25 protein-coding genes are annotated in these 22,083 nt (G+C 62.4%); 3 read left to right on the top strand and 22 right to left on the bottom strand.

Annotated features, from left to right (window positions below):
* Positions 1–20: 20 nt before the first annotated feature.
* The 20 genes from JJN09_RS16400 to JJN09_RS16305 form a co-directional block, all read right to left on the bottom strand.
* Entirely contained in the window at positions 21–1,256 is a 1,236-nt protein-coding gene (locus JJN09_RS16400; RefSeq protein WP_249482659.1) for a beta-ketoacyl-ACP synthase, read from the bottom strand.
* Positions 1,256–1,984, bottom strand: coding sequence for a 3-ketoacyl-ACP reductase FabG2 (locus JJN09_RS16395; RefSeq protein ID WP_249482658.1), 729 nt, complete (start codon positions 1,982–1,984; stop codon positions 1,256–1,258). The genes JJN09_RS16400 and JJN09_RS16395 overlap by 1 nt, the downstream gene beginning before the upstream one ends.
* Positions 1,977–2,441 carry a hotdog family protein gene (locus JJN09_RS16390; protein ID WP_249482657.1) on the bottom strand — a complete coding sequence of 155 codons (465 nt, stop codon included), beginning with the start codon at positions 2,439–2,441 and terminating at the stop codon, positions 1,977–1,979. Before JJN09_RS16390 ends, JJN09_RS16395 begins: the two co-directional genes overlap by 8 nt.
* Positions 2,438–3,634: a beta-ketoacyl-[acyl-carrier-protein] synthase family protein gene (locus JJN09_RS16385; protein WP_249482656.1), complete on the bottom strand. Its 1,197-nt coding sequence runs from the start codon at positions 3,632–3,634 to the stop codon at positions 2,438–2,440. Before JJN09_RS16385 ends, JJN09_RS16390 begins: the two co-directional genes overlap by 4 nt.
* Complete coding sequence (locus tag JJN09_RS16380; protein WP_368388960.1) at positions 3,631–4,113, bottom strand: hypothetical protein; 483 nt, start codon at positions 4,111–4,113, stop codon at positions 3,631–3,633. Before JJN09_RS16380 ends, JJN09_RS16385 begins: the two co-directional genes overlap by 4 nt.
* 113 nt (positions 4,114–4,226) lie before the next feature.
* Entirely contained in the window at positions 4,227–4,952 is a 726-nt protein-coding gene (locus tag JJN09_RS16375; RefSeq protein WP_249482654.1) for a class I SAM-dependent methyltransferase, read from the bottom strand.
* A complete protein-coding gene (locus JJN09_RS16370) occupies positions 4,949–6,196 on the bottom strand; it encodes an NAD(P)/FAD-dependent oxidoreductase (RefSeq protein ID WP_249482653.1) in 1,248 nt (415 codons plus the stop codon). Before JJN09_RS16370 ends, JJN09_RS16375 begins: the two co-directional genes overlap by 4 nt.
* Complete coding sequence (locus JJN09_RS16365) at positions 6,183–7,343, bottom strand: sodium:proton antiporter (RefSeq protein ID WP_249482652.1); 1,161 nt, start codon at positions 7,341–7,343, stop codon at positions 6,183–6,185. The genes JJN09_RS16370 and JJN09_RS16365 overlap by 14 nt, the downstream gene beginning before the upstream one ends.
* Positions 7,340–9,679 carry an MMPL family transporter gene (locus JJN09_RS16360; protein WP_249482651.1) on the bottom strand — a complete coding sequence of 780 codons (2,340 nt, stop codon included), beginning with the start codon at positions 9,677–9,679 and terminating at the stop codon, positions 7,340–7,342. The genes JJN09_RS16365 and JJN09_RS16360 overlap by 4 nt, the downstream gene beginning before the upstream one ends.
* Positions 9,663–10,265, bottom strand: coding sequence for an outer membrane lipoprotein carrier protein LolA (locus JJN09_RS16355; protein WP_249482650.1), 603 nt, complete (start codon positions 10,263–10,265; stop codon positions 9,663–9,665). The genes JJN09_RS16360 and JJN09_RS16355 overlap by 17 nt, the downstream gene beginning before the upstream one ends.
* On the bottom strand, positions 10,262–10,687 hold the full coding sequence (locus tag JJN09_RS16350) for a thioesterase family protein (RefSeq protein ID WP_096819899.1): 426 nt from the start codon (positions 10,685–10,687) through the stop codon (positions 10,262–10,264). Before JJN09_RS16350 ends, JJN09_RS16355 begins: the two co-directional genes overlap by 4 nt.
* On the bottom strand, positions 10,680–12,224 hold the full coding sequence (gene hutH / locus JJN09_RS16345) for a histidine ammonia-lyase (protein ID WP_249482649.1): 1,545 nt from the start codon (positions 12,222–12,224) through the stop codon (positions 10,680–10,682). The genes JJN09_RS16350 and hutH overlap by 8 nt, the downstream gene beginning before the upstream one ends.
* Positions 12,205–13,152, bottom strand: a complete 948-nt coding sequence (locus JJN09_RS16340; RefSeq protein ID WP_249482648.1) for a glycosyl transferase — start codon at positions 13,150–13,152, stop codon at positions 12,205–12,207. The genes hutH and JJN09_RS16340 overlap by 20 nt, the downstream gene beginning before the upstream one ends.
* Complete coding sequence (locus JJN09_RS16335; RefSeq protein ID WP_249482647.1) at positions 13,149–13,883, bottom strand: glycosyltransferase family 2 protein; 735 nt, start codon at positions 13,881–13,883, stop codon at positions 13,149–13,151. Before JJN09_RS16335 ends, JJN09_RS16340 begins: the two co-directional genes overlap by 4 nt.
* Positions 13,876–15,555 carry an acyl-CoA synthetase family protein gene (locus JJN09_RS16330; protein ID WP_249482646.1) on the bottom strand — a complete coding sequence of 560 codons (1,680 nt, stop codon included), beginning with the start codon at positions 15,553–15,555 and terminating at the stop codon, positions 13,876–13,878. Before JJN09_RS16330 ends, JJN09_RS16335 begins: the two co-directional genes overlap by 8 nt.
* A complete protein-coding gene (locus JJN09_RS16325) occupies positions 15,552–16,097 on the bottom strand; it encodes a hypothetical protein (protein ID WP_249482645.1) in 546 nt (181 codons plus the stop codon). The genes JJN09_RS16330 and JJN09_RS16325 overlap by 4 nt, the downstream gene beginning before the upstream one ends.
* Positions 16,094–16,348, bottom strand: a complete 255-nt coding sequence (locus tag JJN09_RS16320) for an acyl carrier protein (protein WP_007909503.1) — start codon at positions 16,346–16,348, stop codon at positions 16,094–16,096. Before JJN09_RS16320 ends, JJN09_RS16325 begins: the two co-directional genes overlap by 4 nt.
* A gap of 9 nt (positions 16,349–16,357) precedes the next feature.
* On the bottom strand, positions 16,358–16,618 hold the full coding sequence (locus JJN09_RS16315) for a phosphopantetheine-binding protein (protein WP_085711082.1): 261 nt from the start codon (positions 16,616–16,618) through the stop codon (positions 16,358–16,360).
* A complete protein-coding gene (locus JJN09_RS16310) occupies positions 16,599–17,408 on the bottom strand; it encodes a 1-acyl-sn-glycerol-3-phosphate acyltransferase (protein WP_249482644.1) in 810 nt (269 codons plus the stop codon). Before JJN09_RS16310 ends, JJN09_RS16315 begins: the two co-directional genes overlap by 20 nt.
* Positions 17,384–18,109, bottom strand: coding sequence for a beta-ketoacyl synthase chain length factor (locus JJN09_RS16305; RefSeq protein ID WP_249482643.1), 726 nt, complete (start codon positions 18,107–18,109; stop codon positions 17,384–17,386). Before JJN09_RS16305 ends, JJN09_RS16310 begins: the two co-directional genes overlap by 25 nt.
* Before the next feature lie 370 nt (positions 18,110–18,479).
* Here JJN09_RS16305 and JJN09_RS16300 point away from each other — a divergent pair, with 370 nt between their 5' ends.
* Positions 18,480–19,250, top strand: coding sequence for a ParA family protein (locus tag JJN09_RS16300; protein ID WP_096819891.1), 771 nt, complete (start codon positions 18,480–18,482; stop codon positions 19,248–19,250).
* A 43-nt stretch (positions 19,251–19,293) separates the two neighbouring features.
* Here the strand turns inward: JJN09_RS16300 and trxC are convergent, their stop codons facing one another.
* Positions 19,294–19,728, bottom strand: coding sequence for a thioredoxin TrxC (gene trxC / locus JJN09_RS16295; protein WP_249482642.1), 435 nt, complete (start codon positions 19,726–19,728; stop codon positions 19,294–19,296).
* A gap of 194 nt (positions 19,729–19,922) precedes the next feature.
* On the opposite strand from trxC, the gene JJN09_RS16290 reads away from it, so the two are divergent.
* Positions 19,923–20,219, top strand: a complete 297-nt coding sequence (locus tag JJN09_RS16290; RefSeq protein WP_249482641.1) for a type II toxin-antitoxin system HigB family toxin — start codon at positions 19,923–19,925, stop codon at positions 20,217–20,219.
* The gene (locus tag JJN09_RS16285; RefSeq protein ID WP_249482640.1) at positions 20,216–20,677 is read left to right on the top strand and encodes a type II toxin-antitoxin system HigA family antitoxin; all 462 of its coding nucleotides are present in this window, start codon (positions 20,216–20,218) and stop codon (positions 20,675–20,677) included. Before JJN09_RS16290 ends, JJN09_RS16285 begins: the two co-directional genes overlap by 4 nt.
* Here the strand turns inward: JJN09_RS16285 and selO are convergent.
* The gene (selO, locus tag JJN09_RS16280; protein ID WP_249482639.1) at positions 20,620–22,083 is read right to left on the bottom strand and encodes a protein adenylyltransferase SelO; all 1,464 of its coding nucleotides are present in this window, start codon (positions 22,081–22,083) and stop codon (positions 20,620–20,622) included. The two genes, JJN09_RS16285 and selO, sit on opposite strands and share 58 nt — an antisense overlap.

Below are 22,083 nucleotides of genomic sequence, written 5' to 3'. Positions count from 1 at the left end.
GGAGGTCTCCTTGACCTGAATTAATTCGGTTGCGTCCAGCGGCGGAAGATCAGCGAGGTGTTGACCCCGCCAAACGCGAAGTTGTTGTTCATCACGTAGTCGTGGTGCATCTGGCGGAATTCGCCGCGCAGGTAATCGAGTTTGCCGCAGTGCGGGTCGACTTCGTCGAGGTTGAATGTGTGCACGTACAGGTCGCGGTTGAGCATTTCGATACTGAACCAGGACTCCAGCGCACCGCAGGCGCCGAGGGTATGGCCGAGGAAACTCTTCTGCGAGCTGATCGGCATGCGCTCGCCGAACAGGCTGCTGGTGGCCAGGGTTTCGGCGATATCGCCCTGCTCGGTGGCTGTGCCGTGACCGTTCACGTAACCGATGGCGTCAGGCGTGAGGCCCGCGTCTTCCAGCGCCAGCTCCATCGCTCGACGCATGGTGACTTGCTCTGGACGGGTGGTGTGCTGGCCGTCGGCGTTGCTGCCGAAACCGACGATTTCGGCGTGAATGTGCGCACCGCGAGCGAGGGCGTGTTCCAGTTCTTCGAGTACCAGCATGCCGCCGCCTTCGCCGATCACCAGGCCGTCGCGGCCTTTGTCGTACGGGCGTGGCGAGGTTTGCGGTGCATCGTTTTTCAGGCTGGTGGCGTACAGCGCATCGAACACCATGGCTTCGGTCGGGCAGAGTTCTTCGGCGCCGCCGGCGAGCATCAGCGGCAAGCGTCCGAACTTGATCGCCTCGTAGGCGTAACCGATGCCTTGGCTGCCGCTGGTACAGGCGCTGGACGTCGGTATCAGGCGACCGGTGAGGCCGAAGAAGATGCTGATGTTCGCCGCCGTGGTGTGCGGCATCATCCGCACGTAGGAGTTGGCGTTCAGGCCTTCGGCTACCGAATTCAGCAGCATGTTGCCGAATGCCTTGATCTCGTCGGTGCTGCCGGTGGACGAGCCACAGGCCACGCCCATACGGCCGTCCTTGATCGATTCGTCGCCGAGCAGGCCGGCATCGGCCAAAGCTTTTTCAGCCGCGCCGACTGCCAGCCGCGAGACCCGGCCCATGCTGCGCAGTTGCTTGCGGGTCCAGTGCGCCGGCACCACAAAATCGTCGATTGGCCCGGCCAGTCGGGTATTGAGCTCGCTGAAGCGATCCCACTCGTCCATCCGGCGGATGCCGCTGCGGTTGGCGGCGAAGTTGCCGGCGATGGTGTCCCAGTCGCTGCCCAGCGAGGTGATGCCGGCCATGCCGGTGACGACAACGCGCTTCATCAGCACAAGCCTCCGTTGACTGCCAGCACCTGGCGGGTGATGTACGACGCTTCCGCCGACATCAGGAAATTCACTGCACCGGCCACTTCTTCCGGCGTGCCCATGCGTTGTGCGGGGATCATTTTCATCAGTTCTTCCACCGGCACGTTTTCATCGAGCATGGCCGTATCGATCAGGCCCGGCGCGACACAGTTCACCGTGATTTTGCGCTTGGCCAGTTCGATCGCCAACGCCTTTGCGGCACCGATCACACCCGCTTTGGATGCGCTGTAGTTGACCTGGCCACGGTTGCCGATCAGCCCCGAGACCGAGGTGATGCAAACAATGCGACCGGCGGCGCGACGACGGATCATCGGCATCATCACCGGGTGCAGGACGTTGTAGAAACCGTCGAGGTTGGTACGCAGCACCACGTCCCAGTCGTCATCGCTCAGGGCGGGAAACGCGCCATCGCGGGTCAGTCCGGCATTGAGCACCACGCCGTAGTACGCGCCGTGGGCTTCGACATCGGCTTCGAGGATGGCTTTGCAGGTTTCGCGGTCAGCCACGTCGAATTGCAGGATGCGCGCATTGCGACCGAGCGCTTCGACTTCGGATTTCACCGCTTGTGCCTCGCTCACGCCGCTGCGGCAATGCAGGACGATATCGTGGCCAGCCTGGGCCAGGCGCAGGGCAATCGCGCGGCCAATACCGCGACTGGAGCCGGTGACCAGTACGAATTCAGTCATCGTTCGACTCCTTCAATTGTTCAAGATATTGCGCCGCGTGCGGCGGTCGGAACACGTTCAGCCGGGCGCTGGCTTCGATGCCGGGTGCATTGATGTGACATTCGAACACGCCCATGCCGTTGTCGTCTTCCAGCGAGCGGATGCCATGGATGGTCAGTTCGCTGCCGACCGGAAACGCCTCGACATTGCATTCGAACTTGCGGGTGCCAAGCAGAAAGCCCAGCTCCACTGCTTTGCCTTTCTGCCGTGCATGGCAACCAGCGAAGGCAGCGACGCTCTGCGCCATCAACTCGACGCCGACCCACGCCGGCAGGTTTCCATCGGGCAAGTTGAACAGGCCGTCGGGCTTGACCGTCAGGGTGGTGCGGATCTGCTCATCGTCGAAGCTGAGGATTCGGTCGATCAGAATCATGTCGCCAGCGTGGGGCAGCAATTCGGCGAGCGGCCAGTCATTCATGGGGCGTCTCCGATAATCAGGCTGACGTTATTGCCACCGAAGGCAAACGAGTTGCTCATCAGGTAGCGGGGTGCAATGGACGCCAGGCGCTCGCTCGCGGTCACCCACTTCAGCGCTGGCAGGCCGGGATCGGCCTGGCCGTCCCAGACGTGCGGTGGCAAGGCGTGATCCGGGTTGTCGGCGCTCAGGCTCAGCCAGCAGAACGCGGCTTCCAGTGCGCCGGCAGCGCCGAGGGTGTGGCCGGTCATCGGTTTGGTCGAGGAACACGCCACGCCCTGCGGAAAAAGGGTGGAAACGGCAAGGCTTTCCATGGCGTCGTTGTGCTGGGTGGCGGTGCCGTGCAGGTTCAGATAACTGATTTGCGCGGCTTGCAGCTGTGCGCGATCCAGCGCCTGTTGCATGGCTTGCAACGCGCCACGGCCGGACGGCTCCGGTGCGGAAATATGGTGCGCATCGGAACTGGCGCCAGCGCCCAACAGGGCAATGGCGGGGCCGTCGCCGAGCTGTTTGCTCATCACGAACAGCACTGCTGCCTCGCCGATGTTGATGCCTTTGCGGTTGGCCGAGAACGGATTGCAGCGCTCGTCGGACACCGCTTCCAGCGACGAGAAGCCATTCAGGGTCAGCTTGCACAGGCTGTCCACACCGCCGCACAGCACCGCATCGCACAACCCCAGATCCAGTAGACGCCGGGCGCTCATCAAGGCCCGGGCGCTGGAGGTGCACGCGGTGGAAATCACGTAGGTCGGGCCGCTCAGTTGCAGCCAGTCGGCGAGGAACGTCGCCGGGGCGCCAAGCTCCTGTTGCCGATAGTCGTAATCGGCCGGGAACTGTTGGTCGCGAATGTAGTGCGCCAGGCCTTGACTGGCCTCGTCGATACCTGAGGTGCTGGTGCCGAGCACCACGCCGACGCGGTCCGGGCCATAGGCTTGGATGGCTGCGTCGATGTCGTCGCGAATCTGTAACGCGGCTTCCAGCAACAGCTGATTGTTGCGGCTCTTCTGCGCCAACATCTGCGATGGAATCGCCGCCAGTTCGCCGTGCACCGCGGCCACCGGCAGCTCGCGATCCGGCACCCAGCCAGACTCGCGGCGCATGCCCGAGCAATCGCCGGCGAACAGGTTGCGCGCGATCTCTTGCTTGTCACGGCCCAGGGCGCAGATCACGCCGAGGGCGTTGAGGTAGGCGGTCATGGCGTCGATTCACCTAAGGGAGAAACCCGATAGTGCGGGCCTTGGGGCAGGTTCAATTCGAAGCTCAACGGTTGTGCATAACGGATGTCCCAGCGTGCCGGCAAGGAACGTTGCCCGCCATGTTGCTGCGCGGTGGGATAATTGCGCGACAGCTCGCCGGCAGGCGTCAGGGCGAACAGCAGCGCAGCGAACAACTCCCGGGCTTCCGGATTCGGCGGCAGCAGGCCGTCGGCCTGCCAGCGTCCATCGATCAGTTGTTGACGAGCCTGGGGGATGCCCAGCGGGTCCATCATCGACCAGCGAATGCCCGGGCCCTCGCGCTGGATCACCAGCAACCAGTCCTGGCGTTGCTCGGCTTGCTGGCGCTCGATGTGCAATTGGAGCGGCAAGGGCAGCGTAGGGTTATCCACAGGCAGCGGCGCGTGGCTGGCACAGGCATTCAAAAGAAGTACTACGCCGAGCACAAAAAACCGCCACACATCGGACACTGTGGGAGCGAGCTTGCTCGCGAATGCGATCTCACATTCAATCTTTCTGGTGTCTGACACACCGCTTTCGCGAGCAAGCTCGCTCCCACAGGTGATGTGTGGCATCAGTTGTCACCTTGCAATGGTTTGCGCGCCACGACGTTGACCAAGGTTTCTTCGCGTTGGCCAAACGGTTTCGGCTTGCGCAGGCCAAAACGTTCGAGCAGACCGAAATCCTTCGAGCGGCTCCACCACAGGTACGGGTAGGAAACATTTCGTTCGCCGAACTCAAAGCCCTGCTGGCGAATCATTCCCAGATACTGCGCCGCACTCTTTTGCACGTGCATCGGATGGCGGAACAACCAGCGGATGACCCACGTATCAATGTAAGCCTCGGTGGACTCGGCGAACAGTAGATAACCGCCCGGCTTGAGCACCCGGTAGAACTCGGCCAGGGCCTTTTCCTGCTCCACCAGATGATGGAAGGTCTGGTGACAGAACAGCAGATCGACGCTCGCATCCGGGACATTCAGTGTCGCGCAGTCGCTGCCGATCAGCTCCACGGCGAAGCCCTGGCGCGCGGCTTCGACGGCGCTCAGTTCCAGGCTGTGCGGATCGGCATCGACGCCGATCAAACGCTGTGGCGCGAAGGTCTGGCGCAGATGGCCGAAGGATTTGCCCTGGCCGCATCCTGCATCCAGCAGCACCGGGTTGGCCGGCAGCGGTTCGCTGAACAAGCTGCGCAAATCATTGATCGCCACCCGCAACACATGGTGCTGCCAGGTGTGGCTGCGCAGGAACCAGAAGCCGAAACGGGTTTCCTCGACGTAGCTGTCGCTCAAGTAGTTCATGTGTCGTCCCTTGCACAGAGTTCGGAAATCGTTTTCAGCCGGCGGCGCGCTTCGCTGACAAACGGGTTGCGTTCGTCCCAGGCGTAACCGGCGAGGATCGAGCAGATCATGCGACGGATTTCGGGGGAGCCTTGCTCGTGGAAAATCACGTCCTGGAAAGTGCCGGCGTACCAGCCTTCGACGTAGCAGCGGAAGGTATCGACGCCGCGTTTGAGCGGTTCGGCGAACTCGCTTTGCCAGTCCACGGTTTCGCCCTGCAACTGTCGATGCAGCACACCGGCGGCCATGCTCGCCGAGCGCATGGCAATGGTCACGCCGGAAGAGAACACCGGGTCGAGAAATTCCGCCGCGTTACCCAGCAAGGCAAAACCGGGGCCGTGCAGGGTTTTGACATTGGCCGCATAGCCGCCGAGGGTGCGCGCCGGAGTGTCCCACACGGCATTGTTCAGCACCTTGGCCAGACTCGGCGTTTCAGCAATGAAACCGCGCAGGCAGGCATCGAGATCGGCATCGCGACCATTGAAATGTTCGGCAGCGGCGACCACCCCGACCGAGCAACGACCATTGCTGAACGGGATCGTCCAAAACCAGATGTCGCGGTGAAGCGGATGAGTGGTGATGAGGATTTTTTCGCGGTCGAAGGCAGGGTGGTCGATGTGATCTTCGACGTGGGTGAACACGGCCTGGCGCACCGGGAAATTCGACGGCGCCTCCAGGTCCAGCAAGCGTGACAGCACGCGGCCGTAACCGCTGGCATCGAGCACAAAATCGGCTTCGACGCGGTACTCACTGCCGTCTTCGCGACGCACATCGAGTTGCGGACGCGAGCGGTCGAAATCCACGCTGACAATGGCGTCGCCATAACGGATTTCCACGCCTTGCAACGCCGCCTGATCAGCCAGCAGTTTGTCGAAGTCGGCGCGTTGCACCTGGAAGGTGGTCGGTTTGCCGTCGGTGAACGTATCGCTGAAATCGAACGCGCTGTAGCGCTCGCCCCAGGCGAATGCCGCGCCGGTCTTGCGCTGGAATCCGGCGGCGTTCACCACTTCAAGCATCCCCGCCTCTTCGACGAAATCCAGGCAATGGCTGAGCAGGCTTTCGCCGATGGAAAACCGAGGGAAATGCTGGCGCTCGATGACCAGCACGTCGTGGCCCTTGCGCTTGAGCAACGCAGCGGCAATGGAGCCGGACGGGCCGGCGCCGATGATCACCACCTGACGGGATTCCATTTCAACGATTGGCACGCGAGCTCCTGGGTACGGCAATAGGGTTCAGTGACGCGCGGTGCAGGCCGATGAAGGCCGGCAGGAGCGTTGCGATCAAGCCCATCAGCATCAGCGCGAAGTAAAGCGCCGGGCTAATCAGCTGTTGTTGCAGCAGCAAATTGAGAAAAACGATTTCGCTCAAGCCGCGAATGTTCAACAGCACGCTTTCGCGCCAGCGGCTGGCGCCTTCGAACGACGCCCCGGCCCAGCCGAGGCCCAGCCAGTTGCCCAGCAGTTTGCTGGCGATCGGCAACAGCAGCAGCGCTGCCCATTGCACAGCGCCGAGGCTGGTAAAGGCGCTGTGCACATCGATCTGCACGATGCCAAACGTCAGGATCAGCGGAATCGCAATCCAGGTCTGCAAACGGTTCATCCAGCGTGCCGGCAACGGCAACACCAACGGAACTTTCAGCGCGGCCATACACAGCAGGTAGCCGATGCCGAAAATCAGCGCATTGAGCTTGTAGTGTTCGGCCAGCACCAACAGTGCAAAGAAACCCAGGCTGTACGTCAGTGGCCGGCGGATGCCGAACACCCGCAGCAGCACTGGCACGCAGGCCAGCCCCAGCGGCAGCAACAGACTGCTCAGGTGCAGGCTGCCTTGGGCGAGGCCGAACAGGGTCCAGCAGGTCAGGTCGATCAGGATCGCCGTCTGCACCAGACGCCGGGTGGCGGCGGGCGGATAATCGATATGGCGCAGGTACAGGTACAGCACCGGGATCGCGGTGATGGCGAACACCAGACCGATGGCCAGCGAGTTGAGCCATGGTTGCGCCGGCAGCAGCCAGTACGCCGCCGCCAGCCCGCAGGCGAACGGTACGGCGAAACTCGGCACGGCGATTTTCACACTCTGTCGATCCAGGCGCAGGTCGATCACGTCGCTGAGAATGTGCCCGAGCAACAGCGCGAAACTCAGGCTGTAGAGGTTCTTCAGCCAGGCCGGCGCAATCAGTTCGGCACCGCTGAGTTGCCAACTCGGTTCGATCCAGAAGTACATCAACAACGGCAGGACGAAGCTGGCCAGCAGCAACTGGCTGACGATCGGAATCAGCCCGAAATATCGACCGGCACGGGTGGCCAAGGCGAACAACGCCAGCGCCATCAGCCAGAAGACCACGACCATCATGCTGCCGGCTCCGCGACTGTCGCGGCATGGGCATGACGCCCGGCCCACGGCGCCAGCATGAAACTGAAGGCCAGCCCGAGGCTAACCGACAGACCGAAGTTGCTCACCGCCGGTGTACTCGACACTGCCAGCAGGCCGAACGACAGCCAGGTCGTCAGCGCCGCCAGCAAGGTGCCGAGCAAACTGACGGCTGCGCCGCCGACCTGCTCACGCATGAGAATCGCGTAATCGACGCTGATCGCCGTCACCAGCAGCAGACCGAACAGGCTGAACAGGGTCAGCGGCTGACCGAGCCAGCCGAGGCTGGCCAGGCTGCACAGGGCGGCGAGCAACGGCAGGGAAACGATGCGCAACGCACCGCCGAGGCCGAACGGCAGGATCAGCACCAGCACGATCAGCACGCAGGAAGCGAGTTTCAGTTCGGCGGCGCTGATCTGGGTTTCGGCGAACACCCGGTTCAAGTCACCAAGTCGATCCACCAGTTCCACACCGGGCAGATCCAGCGCCTGCACTCGCAGCAGCGCCGGATTGTTCAGGCCTTGCAGGCTCACCATCGCGGCCACGCCTTCCTCGGTCGGGCCGAGCCACAAGGTGCGGTAGGGCTCGCCGAGCGGGCCGACAAGTGCGGCGTCGATGTCTTCGGCGGGCAGGGCCTGCAATTGCGTCAGTTCGGTTTGCAGGGCTGCCAGCGGTACGCCGACTTCAAGCAGGGGCTGCCAGAATTGCGGCAACTTGTTCAGCGCTTCGCGAACCTGCTGTTGCTGGCTCGGCGGGCTGACCAATTGGTTGAGCGCCAGATAACCTTGCAACTTGTCGAGGTTGACCAGTTGATCCAGGCGTTCGCTCAGGGCCGCTTGGCGTTCCAGCAATTGCTGCTGGTTTTCTGCGCGCACCAGGAAGAACTGACTGGTCGGCTGATAACCGGTGATGCGGGCGATGGCCTGCGCTTCGTCGGTCAGGTGCTGCGGCGCGCCGACCCATTGGCGGATGTCGTTCTTGCTTTGCAGTTGCACCAGACCGCCGGCGCAAAAGGCGATCAGCAGGGCGAACAGAATCGGTGTGCGTACATGCTCCAGCAGGGTCTCTCTAAGGCTGACCATGCGCTCGGCCAGACGCAGCGGCCATTGCGCCGGGCGCAGTTCGACGTTGCTCAACAGCGCCGGCAGCAGGCACACCGCCGACAGGTAAGCGCCGAGCAGCCCGGCGGCGGAGAACACGGCAATCTGGGTCAGGGCCGGGAACGGCGTCCAGGCCAGCGCCAGATAGCCGATGGCGCTGGTGATCAGGCTCAGGGTCAGGCCCGACACCGTCAAGCGCAGTGCCGTCCAGCTGCGCCAAGGCTTGAGGCTCCAGCTCTTGGACAGATAGTGCAGCGGGTAATCCACCGCCACACCGATCAGACTCGAGCCGAGCACCAAGGTCATCACATGCAGATGCCCGAACAGTGCCACGCAAGCCACCGCGCCGAACAGCATGCCCACCAGCACCGGAATGAACGCCAGCAATACCCGCCAGCGGCGGAAGGCGAGCAACAGCAGCAAGAGAATGCCGAGGGTGGCACCGCCGCCGACCCAGGAGATTTCCCGGGTCGCTTGCTGCTGTCCGTTGGCCGCGTAGAGCAACCCGCTGGCGGCCAGCAGTTGCACATCGGATTTCGCCGCTTGCTCGCGGCTGTGTTGCAGCAGCGCGGCGACTTGCAGCGGCAGGTTCATGTCGAAGGCGTTGCCGGTGGTGCGCGCGCGCAGCAGTACCCAGCTCTTGCCGTCAGCATCGGCAATCAATGCGCCGCTGCCGATGTCCAGTTGCACCGCGCCGTGCTGCGGCTGGCTGTTCTGGATGCGTCCGGTGAGGCCCAGCCAGTCGTCCTGGCTCGGCACCAGACTGAAGCCGGTGAACGGGTCGAACAGCGCCTGCACCCGCTGGTGGATGAAGGCGTCCGGGTGTTCGATCAGCAACTGTCGATCATCGGCCGAGAGCATCGCCAGTCGACCTTGCAGCAACTGCGCGCGCAGGGCGGGCAGGTCGGCTTGCAGGTTCCATTGCACTTTTTCGAACAGGCCGCTGGCCTGCCATTGCTCGCCCAAAGTCTGGGCCATGGCGACGGCTTGCTGGCGATCGGCGTGGCCGACCAATACCAGCATTTCCCGGTTGAGCGGTTCCTGCATGCGTTGTTCGGCACGCTGCTCGACGGCGTCCGGATGGGTGCCGGGCACCAGCTCCATCAGGTTCGCCGACAGCGGTGCGCCGTCGCGCCACTGCCAGGCGCCCAGTGCGACGACGGCCAGCAGCAGGATCAGGAACAGCCAGGGCAGCCTGCGTTCACTCGGCAAAGTCATGTTGCTCCGCGTCGCTCAACGGTTGGCCGGCGGTGCTGTCCTGCATGCGCAGAACGGTGCTGTCGCCCTGGGTTTCCAGCAGTTCGATGGTGCTCACCAGCGTGCCGCCGGTGATGTTGATCCGGTTGAACACTTGCTTGAGCAGCACCGAACGCGGGGTGAGCGTCAGTTGCCATTTCTGCGCGTCGCCGTTCAGGGCCAGTTCGAAATCCCGTTGCAGGCCGCTGCTGTCGCCTTGCAGGACGGCGAGGAACAAACGGTTCTGCTCGGCGCCGGCGCTCTTGCCGGGCAACAGTTGCCAACCGTTGAGGTCACGACGGGCAATGCCTTTGGCGCTGATGCGGTAATCCTGCTGCAACGGGGTCTTCAGCAGCCACAGCAGGCCGTGGTTTTTGGCGAGGACAAAACTGCCTTTGCTGATCAGCGGCTGGGGCAGGGCGCGCAGGTGTTTTTCCTGAATGAACTGGCCGTGGATCACGTCCGGTTTCGCCAGTTGATCGCTCAACTGTTGCAGGTCGAAGGCGTTGGCCAGCGACGACAGGCCCAGCAACGCCAAGGCCCCGAGGGATTTCAGAAATACATTCATCGCAGCATCCTTTCCACGGCATCGGTGAAGACTTTCGGTGAGGCCAGTTGCATCTCGCGGCTGCTCACCTCGACAGCGACCTGCACCGAGCTGGCGCGGGTCAGGCGCTCGCCGGTCTGGGCGTCGGTGATCAGGTAGTGAATCTTCAGGCGGTTTTCCCATTCCACCAGGCTGGCGCGCACGTTCAGCCGCTGACCAAACACCGCGCCGCGCACGTAGCGCAATTGCAGGTCGATCACTGGCCAGGCGTAGCCCGAGTCGACCATCTGGTTGTAGTTGTGGCCGATCTTGTCGAGCAGTGCGCAACGCGCCACTTCCAGGTATTTCACGTAATGGCCGTGCCAGACGACGTGCATGGTGTCGATGTCAAAGAACGGCACGAGGATTTCCGTATCGGCGTGAAGCACTCCGGCACTACGCATGCAGCCTCCAGTGTTGCTCGGCGATGCGTTGCAGACACAGACGCAATTCGCCTTCCAGGGCACGGTCTTCGATCACCGGCGGGAAGTCTTGCGCCAGTTGCTCATGCATGGCGGCCAGCGACGGTGGCAGCGGTCGTGCGTCTTCATCACGGCCACGCAGCCAGACGCCCTGATTGGCCGCGAGCAGCGTGGCGGCAGCGACCTGTTCGGTCAGCTCCAGCACACGAATGGCGTCGCGGGCGGCGATGGTGCCCATGCTCACCTTGTCCTGGTTGTGACATTCGGTGGAGCGCGAGAAGACGCTGGCCGGCATGGTGTTTTTCAACGCTTCGGCGGTCCATGCGCTGGCACCGATCTGTACAGCCTTGAAGCCGTGGTTGAGCATTGCCCGGTCGGCGCTGGCGCCGGACAGGTTGCTCGGCAAACCGTGGTTGTAACGCTCGTCCACCAGCAGCGCGAGTTGTCGGTCGAGCAGGTCGGCGACGTTGGCCACGAGGTTTTTCAGGCTGTCCATGGCGAACGCGATATGCCCGCCGTAGAAATGCCCGCCGTGCAGCACACGCTCGGCTTCGGCGTCGATGATCGGGTTGTCGTTGGCGCTGTTGAGTTCGGTCTCGATGAACGAACGCAGCCAGTTCAGGCTGTCGGCCAGTACGCCGAGCACGTGCGGTGCGCAGCGCAGCGAGTAGCGATCCTGCAAGCGGTGCAGCGGCGCGGTCGGCGCGTCGATCGCCAGATCCTTGCGCAGCCACGCGGCGACTTGCATCTGCCCCGGATGCGGCTTGGCGGCGAACAGGCGCTCATCGAAGTGCTCCGGATTGCCTTGCAACGCCACCACGTTCAACGCGGTGATGCGGGTGGCCAGTTGCAGCAGATAATCGGCGCGAGCATAGGCGAGACAGGCGAGACCGGTCATCACGGCGGTGCCGTTCATCAGTGCCAGCGCTTCCTTGGGACGCAACACCAGCGGCGTCCAGCCCAGTTCGCGATGCACGTCGGCAGCCTGGCGGCGTTCGCCACGAAACATCACTTCACGCTCGCCGGACAGGGTCGCGGCAACGTAGGACAGCGGCGTCAGATCACCGCTGGCTCCCACCGAGCCTTCTTCGGGAATCAGCGGCAGGATGTCGTGCTCAAGGAAGGCGTGCAGGCGTTCCAGCAGTTCGATGCGCACGCCGGACACGCCGTGGCACAGCGACTGCAAACGCGCCGCCAGCACCGCGCGGGTGGCCTGGGCGTCGAACAGTTTGCCCAGCCCGCAACCGTGGAAGGTGTAGAGATGACGCGGCAGCGCCTCGACGTGATGCAGCGGCACCGCGACCACGCAGGAGTCGCCATAGCCGGTAGTGACGCCGTAGATCACGCCTTCCTTGTCCAGCAGCGAATCGAGGAACCGCGCGCCTTTGGCGATGCGTTCGCGGTAGTCGGCGTCGCTCTGCAACTGCACGGGCGCCTGACGGTTGGCCAGGGCCAGCACGTCTTCGATGCGCAAAGGGCGTTCGCCGAAGGTTACCGGCTCATGGGTTGGCGTCGTCATCGGTCTTCCAGAAAGGGTAAAAGTTGAACCATTGCTTGGGGGCTTCGAGGCAATAGTGACTCAGGCGTTCGGCATAGCGGGTCGCCCACTGATGAATGACCTGTTCGCGATCGCGGCGTGTCCACGTCACGGCATCGGCGAATGGCTCGAGGGTCAGGCGATAGTGGCCGTCAGGCTGCTTGAGGCACATCAGCAGATTGACCGGGCATTTCAGCAGGCCGGCCAGCAGCCACGGGCCTTGCGGGAACCGCGCCGGATGGCCGAGGAAGTCCACGGTCACGCTGCGCCCGCCGTGCAGTGGCACGCGGTCGCCGGCAATCGCCAGCCATTCGCCGCGCTCCAGGCGTTCGTGCAGTTGCAGCATGATCACCGGGTCCAGCTCGCTGACCTGGATCAGTCGCAGATTGGTCGCCCCGGCCTCGCCCAGCAGGCGATTGAATTGCTCGGCGTGCTTGGTGTGTACCAGCACATTCATGGTGACCTTTTCGCCGATCTCCGCCAGCGCCCGGCACACTTCGAGGTTGCCCAGATGCGCGCCCACCAGCATTTGCCCGCGACTGCCGCGCAACTGATTGCGCAGCAGCGCCGGGTCGATGATTTCGATCTGCTCGATGCGTAGCTTGCGGTTCCACACGTCGAGTTTGTCGAGCAGCGAATCGGCGAATGCCATGAATTGGCCGAACACGCGCCACAGGCTCGGACGCAACTCGTGGCGGCCGCTCCAGTCGGCGAGGCGTTGCTGATACTGCCAGGCACTGCGTCGTGCCGTGCGGCCGAACAGGAAGAAGTACAGGACGATGCCGTACAGCAGCGGACTCAGCAGGCGTCGGCCAAGAACCTTGGCGGCGAACGCGGTGAATTTCATCAGCAGAAAGCTGCCGCGTTCTTCGCGGTCGGCCCAGTGCTTCTTGTCGGTCTCGACGGTCATGCGCGCCACCGACGCCAGAGGATCGCGGGCAAGCGCAGCAACATGCCGAAGAACAGGCGTGTGTGCATGCTCGAAATCAGCACGTTGTCGTGGAACATCCGAAAGTGCGACACGCCGTCCAGCGGGTAATGCACGCTGGTTTGCAGCCAGCGCATCGGCTGGTTGCGCCATGACAGGCGCACGAGAATGTCCGAGTCGAAATCCATGCGCTTGCCGATCCGCGCCGAGTCGATCAGCGCCAGTGTCGGCTCCAGCGGATAGACGCGGAAACCGCACATTGAATCGCGGATCTGCAGCGACAGGCTGTTGATCCACACCATCACGTGAGTGAGGTAACGGGCGTACAGCCGACCCTTGGGCACGCTGGCGTCATACAGCGGATAACCGCAGATCAGCGCTCGCGGATGGACGCGGGATTCTTCGACGAAACGGCTGACGTCCAGCAAGTCGTGCTGACCGTCGGCATCGACCTGCAAGGCATGCGTGAAACCCAGTCGTGCGGCTTCACGCAGACCGGTCATCACCGCGCCGCCCTTGCCCTGATTGGTGGTGAGTCGCACCAGATACACCCGCTCGCGTTCGGCCAGGGCATCCAGCACGGCTGCGCAGGATTTGCTGCTGGCGTCGTCCACCAGAATGCACGGCAAGCCTTGGGCGAGCAGGGCGTCGACCACCGTGGAGATCGCGGTTTCGTGGTTGTAGACCGGGATGACCGCGCAAGGATTATGCATCGGCAGCTCCCAGCAGGATCCGGCCGCTGGAGCAGGTCGCGGTGTCGTTGCGGTAAGCGAAATACAGCTTGCCGCGTTCGGGGTCAAAGCGCAGGTGCAATTGGATTTCATCGCCGGGGCGCACCAGTTGCTGGAACTTCAGCACTTCCATTCCGGCGAACGGGCCGGGCAGGCTCAGCAGTTGCCGACCGAGGTTCAGCGCCCACTCGACCTGCACCACGCCGGGTAATACCGGGGCCTTGGGGAAGTGGCCGCTGAAGTAGGCCAGGTCTGGCGGCACACTCAGTTGCAGGCTCCATTCACCCTCGGTTTCGGTCTGCTCCAGAACTTCCGGTGCCTTCGGACGTGGTGCCAGCAGCAGTGCTTCGACATCGGCCTGAGGCAACTTGCCCTGAGTGTTCAGCGGCAGTTGTCGCAGCAAGCGCCAGCGTCGGGGCAAGGCGAGGGCTTCGCAATGCTCGCCGAGATGACGGCGCAGGGTTTCCGTAAGACTGCGCCGACCTTGTTCGCGCAGGGCAAACAGGCCTGATTCACTGAGCACCAGCAAGGCGCCGAGGGACGCGCGGTTTTCCTGCACCACGCCCAAACGCGCTTCGGCGACCCAATCATGGACGATCAGGGCCTGTTCCAGCATCGGCAGGGAGATACGTTTTTCTTCCAGTTTGACGATCCGGTCCAGTCGCCCGAGCAGTTCGAAACGACCATCGGCGTCGATGCGCGCGGCATCGGCGGTGTGTTCGATATGGCCGACGGGCAAGTACGGTGAGGCGATCAACAGGGCGCCGTCGACATCCTGGCTCAGCTCGACCCCAGCGAACGGCTGCCACAGCTGTTGGCCCTGACGCCAGGCGATACCGCCGGTTTCCGAGCTGCCGAGGATTTCCGTCGGCCACTGCTGCAAGCGCTGGTGCAAGCTTTGCGCGGCATCCGCCGGCAACGCACCGCCGGAGGAAAATACCCGGCGTACGGCGCTCAGGGCCGGCCAGTCGAGGTTGTCGACCATGCGCTTGAGCAGCGCCGGGCTGGCGACCCAGGCGAAGGCCGGGTGTTCGCGGCTGGCCCGCTGCATGTCTTCGGGAAAGGCCAGTTGTTTGCGCAGAAACACGCGTCCGGCACACAGCGGCCACAGCACACGGAACAACAGACCGTAAATATGTTGGGTGGCGACGCTGCCGATGATGCAGGCCTCACCGAGATCCGCGCCCCACAGTTGCTCGAGGGCTTCGACTTCATTGGCCAGTTGCCGCAGGGATTTGTCGATGCGCTTGGGTTCGCCGCTGGAGCCGGACGTGCACAGGCTCAGGCGGCACTGGTCGAGATCCAGTTCGGCGCCCGTCAGTGCGGTGTGTTGCAGGTCGCTCAGGTGCGCGTCGTCCGCGTGATCGGTCAGCCACAGGTCGACTTCATTCGACCAGCGCTGACGGGTCTGCGCTTGCAGGTCCGAAGGCAGCAATACGCTGACGCCGGCGCGCCAGGCACCGAGAAGTGCGACGGCCAGTTCTGCGGCATCTTCCAGGTGCACGGCCATTCGCTGCACACCTTTGGCTTGCAGGGCGGCGGCCAGGCTCAAGGCCTGTTCGCGCAGTTGTGCGTGATCGAGTGCCGGTGCGACGGTCATGGCGCGCTGCGGCAGATCCTTGAGCAACAGTTGCTCAAGTTTTATCCAGTTCATGGGCGACCTCTTACCCGTTGTCGTATCAGCCATTCAATGGCAAACATCAGGCCGATCAATCCGTAGGAGATCAGGCCGGTGTACAACATCCACCAGTGCAGCGGGGCCCAAAGGGTCAGCAGGGCCGCGCACAGACCGTTGCAGAAGAAAAACACGCTCCATGCCACGGTGACCTGGCGGGTGTAACGGATCGCCTCGGGCGGCAGTTGCGGCTCGCGAATTCGCGCCAGGCGTTCGACCATCGGCGGGCCGTATTTCAGGCTCAGGCTGAACAGCATCAACATGAAGCCGCTGATCAGCACCGGGTACCAGCGCAGTAACAGCGGGCTGTCGAACAGCGCCAGCAACAGGCAGAACACGATCGCCACGCAGGCCATCCACAGACTGCCGGGCTTGCGCTCGCCGGTCAGCGCACGGGCCAGCCACAGGCTGCCCAGCAGCAGACCGAACTGCCACGGCGCAAAGTGCTCCATGCCGAAATACACCGCAAAGGGGTACAACAGGCCTGCCAGCAGCAGGCCGAGGCCGATCAGTCGGCTCATGCGGCCGGTTGAACCAGACGGTAGACCGCCTCGACCACGTCGCCGACGGTGCGCACCGACTTGAATTCCTCGGCGGCGATTTTCTTGCCGGTCTGACGCTTGATGTGGTCGATCAGGTCGACCGCGTCGATGCTGTCGATTTCCAGGTCCTGATACAGGTTCGATTCCAGGCTCACCCGGGCCGGGTCCAGTTCGAACAGCTCGACCAGGGCATCACGCAGGGTGTTGAAAATGTCGTCACGAGTTTGCATGGTCCGGTCTCAAGCTGCCTGTTTTGCCGTGACGAACGCCGCAAGGCTCGCCACGTTGGTGAAATGGTTGCGGGTGTCCTTGGCGTCGGCGTCGATCTTGATGCCGTACTTTTTCTGGATGGCCAGACCAAGCTCCAGGGCGTCGACGGAATCCAGGCCCAGGCCTTCGCCAAACAGCGTCTGGTCGTCGCCAATATCGTCGACGCTGATGTCTTCGAGGCCCAGGGCGTCGATGATCAGCAGTTTTATCTCACGATGCAGATCGCTCATCTTCGGCGAGCTCCTTGATAAAAAAATGGTGCAGAAAGTCGTTGAGCTTGCGCGAAGCCTGCGGTGCAGGTCCTTGCGCGGCAAAGGTCTGTGGGTCTATATCGGCCCCGACACGAAAACTGAAATGAACGCGGCGGCTGGGGATGCGATACCAGGGCTCGGCCTTGGTCAGCGTAGTCGGGCTGACCTTGATGATCACCGGGGTAAGAATTTTCGCACCTCGTAGTGCGATGGCCGCCGCGCCCCGGTGGAAGGCCGGTGCCTGCCCGGGCTGCGTGCGCGTGCCTTCCGGGAAAATGATCAGGGTTTGTCCTTCTCGCAGTGCATCGGCGGCGGCATCGAGCATGTCCATGCTGCCGTCGTTGCTGATGTATTCGGTGCTGCGCAGCGGGCCGCGAGTGAAAGGGTTTTCCCACAGGCTTTTCTTCACCACGCAATTGGCGTGGCGCACCAGGCCGATCAGGAACACCACGTCGATCAGCGACGGGTGGTTGGCGATGATCATCTGCCCGGGACGGCCAAGGCGTTCGGCACCCTGAATGTCATAAGTCAGCACGCCGGTGCGGGCCATGAACCGGACGAAAAACCAGAACAGCCGACTGACGGTCTGCCGCGCCCGCTCCCGACGGGTTTTCGCGTCGCCCGACAGGCAGCCCAGCAGCGGAAACACCAGCAGGCGCAGGCACAGCCCGCCCAACCCGAACAGGGTGAAGCTGATGGCAGTGGCCAGCAGACGCCAGTGGTAGGCGTCGCGGTTTTTTTCGGTCACGGGTTGCGTTGCCAGGTCCATACACGATTTTTCCAGGCATGTTGGCAAAGGGTTTGCTGGCCGAGCAGGGTTTGCAGCATATTCAGCGCGTGGGGCCATTGCGCTTTGGACAATGCTTCGGGGGCGCTGTTCAGGGTCAGCCGCCAGTCGGTACCGGGGGTCAGCAGCAAGCCCACCGCATACGGAAACGGGACGTCATCGATCCACGCCGAATAGGCGGCGGGCGGTTGTTCTTCGGTGATCACCAACAGGACGGCGGGAGCGCCTTCGTTCAGCAGGGCGGCGGCTTCCAGCATGCCGTGTTCGAGGCCGTCGCCGGCGGCGGCGAGGGCGGTCATCTCGCTGGTCTCGCCGCGCATGATCGACCACAGGCCGATGATCGCGTTGTGCACGGAGAGGCTGAACTGGGTCGGTGACAGCGGTTGTTCGTTGGCCAGGTCGCTGAGGATGTCGAACGTGCGCGGGGTTTCACCGTGGCGGGAGACGAAGACCAGTGGCAGGTTTTCCCGACCGTCGGCCAGTGGCCAGCCGACACTGAAGGCCATCCGCGCCAGGCGGCTGAGACGGCGGCGCTGCATGGCCGGAAGGAACGACACATCGGGCGCGGCATCGCTGCTCGGGAGCGCGACCGGCTGTCGGCTCCAGGCTTGCCAGGCGTCCACACTGTCGAGCCCGGGAGCCCAGGCGCGCCATTGGGCGATGTTGAAGTTGATCACGGACATTCATCCCGCCCCTGCGGGCTGTTTTTGACGCGGTTCTGCCAATGCCACAGAGGTGCTGACCTTGCCGAAAGTGGCGTGGCGCTTGGCGCCGGGTGGCGCGCATTATCCCGGTGCGACGAGTGTGTAGCAAATGCTGGTTACATTTTGCGCGCTGAAATGGACCGAAGGGTACATGGCAAAAACTGTCACTTGGCCATTATCCGGGTTACGACGGGATTGTCTGTCGGGCATATCGACGGTCAATGGCGGCATTTGCGCCATGTCCATTGAGATATTTGCGCCTGACCCTGTAGTCCGTGTCCGTGAAGGTAGCGAAGCGATGCCGGGCACCACTACACTCGGTCATTCTTTGATACACGGAGGTTTTGTCATGCGGCGCGTGGTGTTCAATCAGAAAGGTGGCGTGGGCAAATCCAGCATCGCCTGCAATCTGGCGGCGGTCAGCGCCAGCGAGGGTTATCGCACGCTGTTGGTGGACCTCGATGCCCAGGCCAACTCCACTCAGTATCTGACCGGGCTCACCGGTGACGACATTCCGATGGGCATCGCCGACTTCTTCAAGCAGACCTTGTCTTCGGGCCCGTTCTCCAAGAAGAACAAAGCGGATATCTACGAAACTCCGTTCGACAACCTGCACATCATCACCGCCACGGCGGAACTGGCCGACCTGCAGCCCAAGCTCGAGGCCAAGCACAAGATCAACAAGCTGCGTAAGTTGCTCGATGAGTTGAGCGAGGACTACGATCGCATCTACCTCGATACGCCACCGGCTCTGAATTTTTACGCGGTTTCGGCGCTGATTGCTGCCGATCGTGTGTTGATCCCCTTCGATTGCGACAGCTTTTCCCGTCAGGCCCTGTACGGGCTGATGTCGGAGATCGAAGAGTTGAAGGACGACCACAACGAAGGCCTGGAAGTCGAAGGCATCGTGGTCAACCAGTTCCAGGCCCGGGCCAGCCTGCCACAGCAGATTCTCGACGAATTGATCGCTGAAGGTTTGCCGGTGCTGCCGGTTTACCTCGCCAGTTCGGTGCGCATGCGCGAGTCGCACCAAGCCAGCACGCCGTTGATCCACCTCGATCCACGACACAAGCTGACGCAGCAGTTCGTCGAGTTGCACAACTTGCTGGAAGACGCCTGAAAAAACAAAGTGGGAGCTAGCTCCCACTTTGGACGGTGTCGTCTCAGATGCCCTGGCTGCGCAGCCACGCCATCAGTTGCGGTAACGGAAACGCCCCACTCTGCCGCGCCACCTCACGGCCATTCCTGAACAGAATCAGGCTCGGAATCGAACGAATCCCCAACTGCGCCGACAACTGCTGATTGGCCTCGCTGTCCAGCTTGGCCAGCCGGCACTTGCCTGCCAATTGCGCGGCCGCCTGCTCGAACACTGGCGCAAACGACTTGCACGGCCCGCACCAGTCCGCCCATACGTCCACCAGTAACGGCAGATCGCCCTTGATCTGGCTGGCGTAATCGCCTTGCGTGAGTTCAAACGGCTTGTTCAGCAGCACCTCGGACTTGCAGCGCCCGCATTTCGGGTGGTCGTTGAGACGCTCGGCGGGGATGCGGTTGAGGCCGTTGCAGGAGGGGCAGGGGATGAGGAGTGGGTCGGTCATGATCGGAATCCGGTGGAGAGCTGATAACTCCTAGTTGGAGACGTTTGCTCATATTTTCAATCGTGCAGTGTTTGGCTGTGAGCCTAGGCTGATGTGGACCGGTTGAGCCCGTTGGTCTGCTCGGCTGTATCGCAACTTGCGATAATTTTGAGTTGTGATTAACTCCCCATAGCAGAATGCGATAAGGATGTTGCATGCATGTCATCACCGGAAAACGAATACGAGAAGCCAAAGAAAGGTGGCCTAATTCGGCTACTGCGCTGGATCATTGGTTTGAAATTGCGAAAGGGGGCAAGCCTTCAGACTTTGCGGCGATGAAAGCTTTGTTTCCTGCTATCGACAAGGTAGGTGAGTTTCATGTTTTCGATATCGGTGGCAATAAGCTGAGACTGATTGCCTACGTCAGGTATCGATCTCAAAAACTGTACATCAGGCATGTGTTGGATCACCGCGAATATGATCGGGGTAAATGGAAGGAGGAATGGGCATGAGTGTTCTGATAAAAAAAGCGGCTGAGCATTGGGAGTTCGTCTCGCCATTGCTGCGCAAGCCGAAAAACGAAAGCGATTATGACTTACTCGTCCAAGCGCTTGACGAATTGCTCGGGATGACGGGCGATGACGAATCCCATCCTTTGATGAGCCTGGTGGATATCATCGGTGACTGGATCGAAGAGTGGGATCGCATACATCATCCTGTATTCAAATCACCTGGTTTTGAGGTGCTGGGATATCTAATGCGTGAGCATGGCTTGACCCAGAGCGATTTGCCCGGGGTTGGAACTCAGTCGGTCGTATCGGAAATCCTTAGCGGCAAGCGCCAGCTCAACCTGCGGCAAGTCCGCTGGCTGGCCGATCACTTTGATCTCCCGATGGAGGTCTTTGCCCCGACTCACGAAGAACAACTGATCTCCAGATGCTTGCCCCACTCCGGCGGCCGCTCCGCATAGCTTTCCATTCCAGGCTGTTCCTCGAATGGATTGCTCAGCACCGCATGCAGCCGTCGCACTTCGGAGTAGTCACCCTGTTCCGCTGCATCAATCGCCTTCTGCGCCAGGTAATTGCGCAGGATGTACAGCGGATTCACCGCGTGCATCCGCGCACGGCGCTGTTCCTGATCGGTCGCGCCATCGCGTGCGACACGGGCGACATAGCGTTCGCCCCAGGCATCGAAGCCCTTGATATCGACGAAGTCATCGCGCAGGCGAGCGACGGCCTGTTCGGCTGACTCCTCACCCAGACGACGGAAGAACAAGGTGTAGTCGACGCCGCTGTTCTGCATCAGTTGCAGCAGTTGTTCCAGCAGTTGCTGGTCCTCGTCCTCGGCCGTGGTGAAGCCCAGACGGCGGCGCATCAGGTCGAGGTAGTACGCCTGGAACAGCGGCAGGTACAGGCCAAGGGTTTCGCGCAGGGCTTCGACGCTGATGAATGGCGTCAGGGCCTGGGCCAGGGCGCTGAGGTTCCACTGGCCGACCGGCACTTGATTGCTGAACGAGTAGCGGCCCTGATCATCGGAGTGATTGCAGATGAAGTTCGCGTCGAAGTCATCGAGGAAGGCGAACGGGCCGAAGTCGAAGGTGATGCCGAGGATCGACATGTTGTCGGTGTTCATCACCCCGTGGCAGAAACCGTAGGCCTGCCACTTGGCGATCAACTCAGCGTTGCGCTCGACGATTTCGCGGAACATCGCCAGGTACGGCTCCGGTTGTTCTAGGCACTGGGGAAAGTGCATCGCCAACACGTGTTCGCCGAGCGACTTCTGCTGCTCGGGCCGCTTGGTGTAATAGAAATATTCGAAATGCCCGAAGCGCACGTGGCTCGGCGCCAGCCGCAGCACCATCGCAGCGCGTTCCTGTTTCTCACGCCAGACCGGGGTGTCGGAACCGATCACGCATGCGGCGCGTGAGGACGGGATGTTCAACGCATACAGTGCTTCGGAGGCGAGAAACTCGCGGATCGACGAACGCAGCACTGCGCGACCATCGCCCATGCGCGAAAACGGCGTCTGTCCGGCGCCCTTGAGGTGCAAGTCCCAGTGCTCGCCGGCCGCGTTGTAGACCTCGCCCAGCAACAGCCCGCGACCATCGCCCAGTTGCGGGGTATAGCCGCCGAACTGATGCCCGGAATAGACCATCGCCCGCGGCTCTGCGTCGGCCCACAGTTTATGGCCGCCGAACAGTTCAGCGAATTCCTGGGTGTCAGCTGTCGCTGGGGCCAGATCCAGCAGCGCCAGGGCCGCAGGGCTGGCGACCACCAGTCGCGGGTTGTCGATCGGTTCGGGCAGCACGTGGGCCGAGAACGCGTCGCCCAGGCGGGCGAAGCGGTTGTCGAAGGTCAGTTCGTCGAGGGCTTTCAA

The sequence above is a fragment of the Pseudomonas sp. HS6 genome (assembly GCF_023375815.1).
Classification (GTDB): Bacteria; Pseudomonadota; Gammaproteobacteria; order Pseudomonadales; family Pseudomonadaceae; genus Aquipseudomonas.
This window is presented reverse-complemented; position numbering and strand designations above follow the sequence as displayed.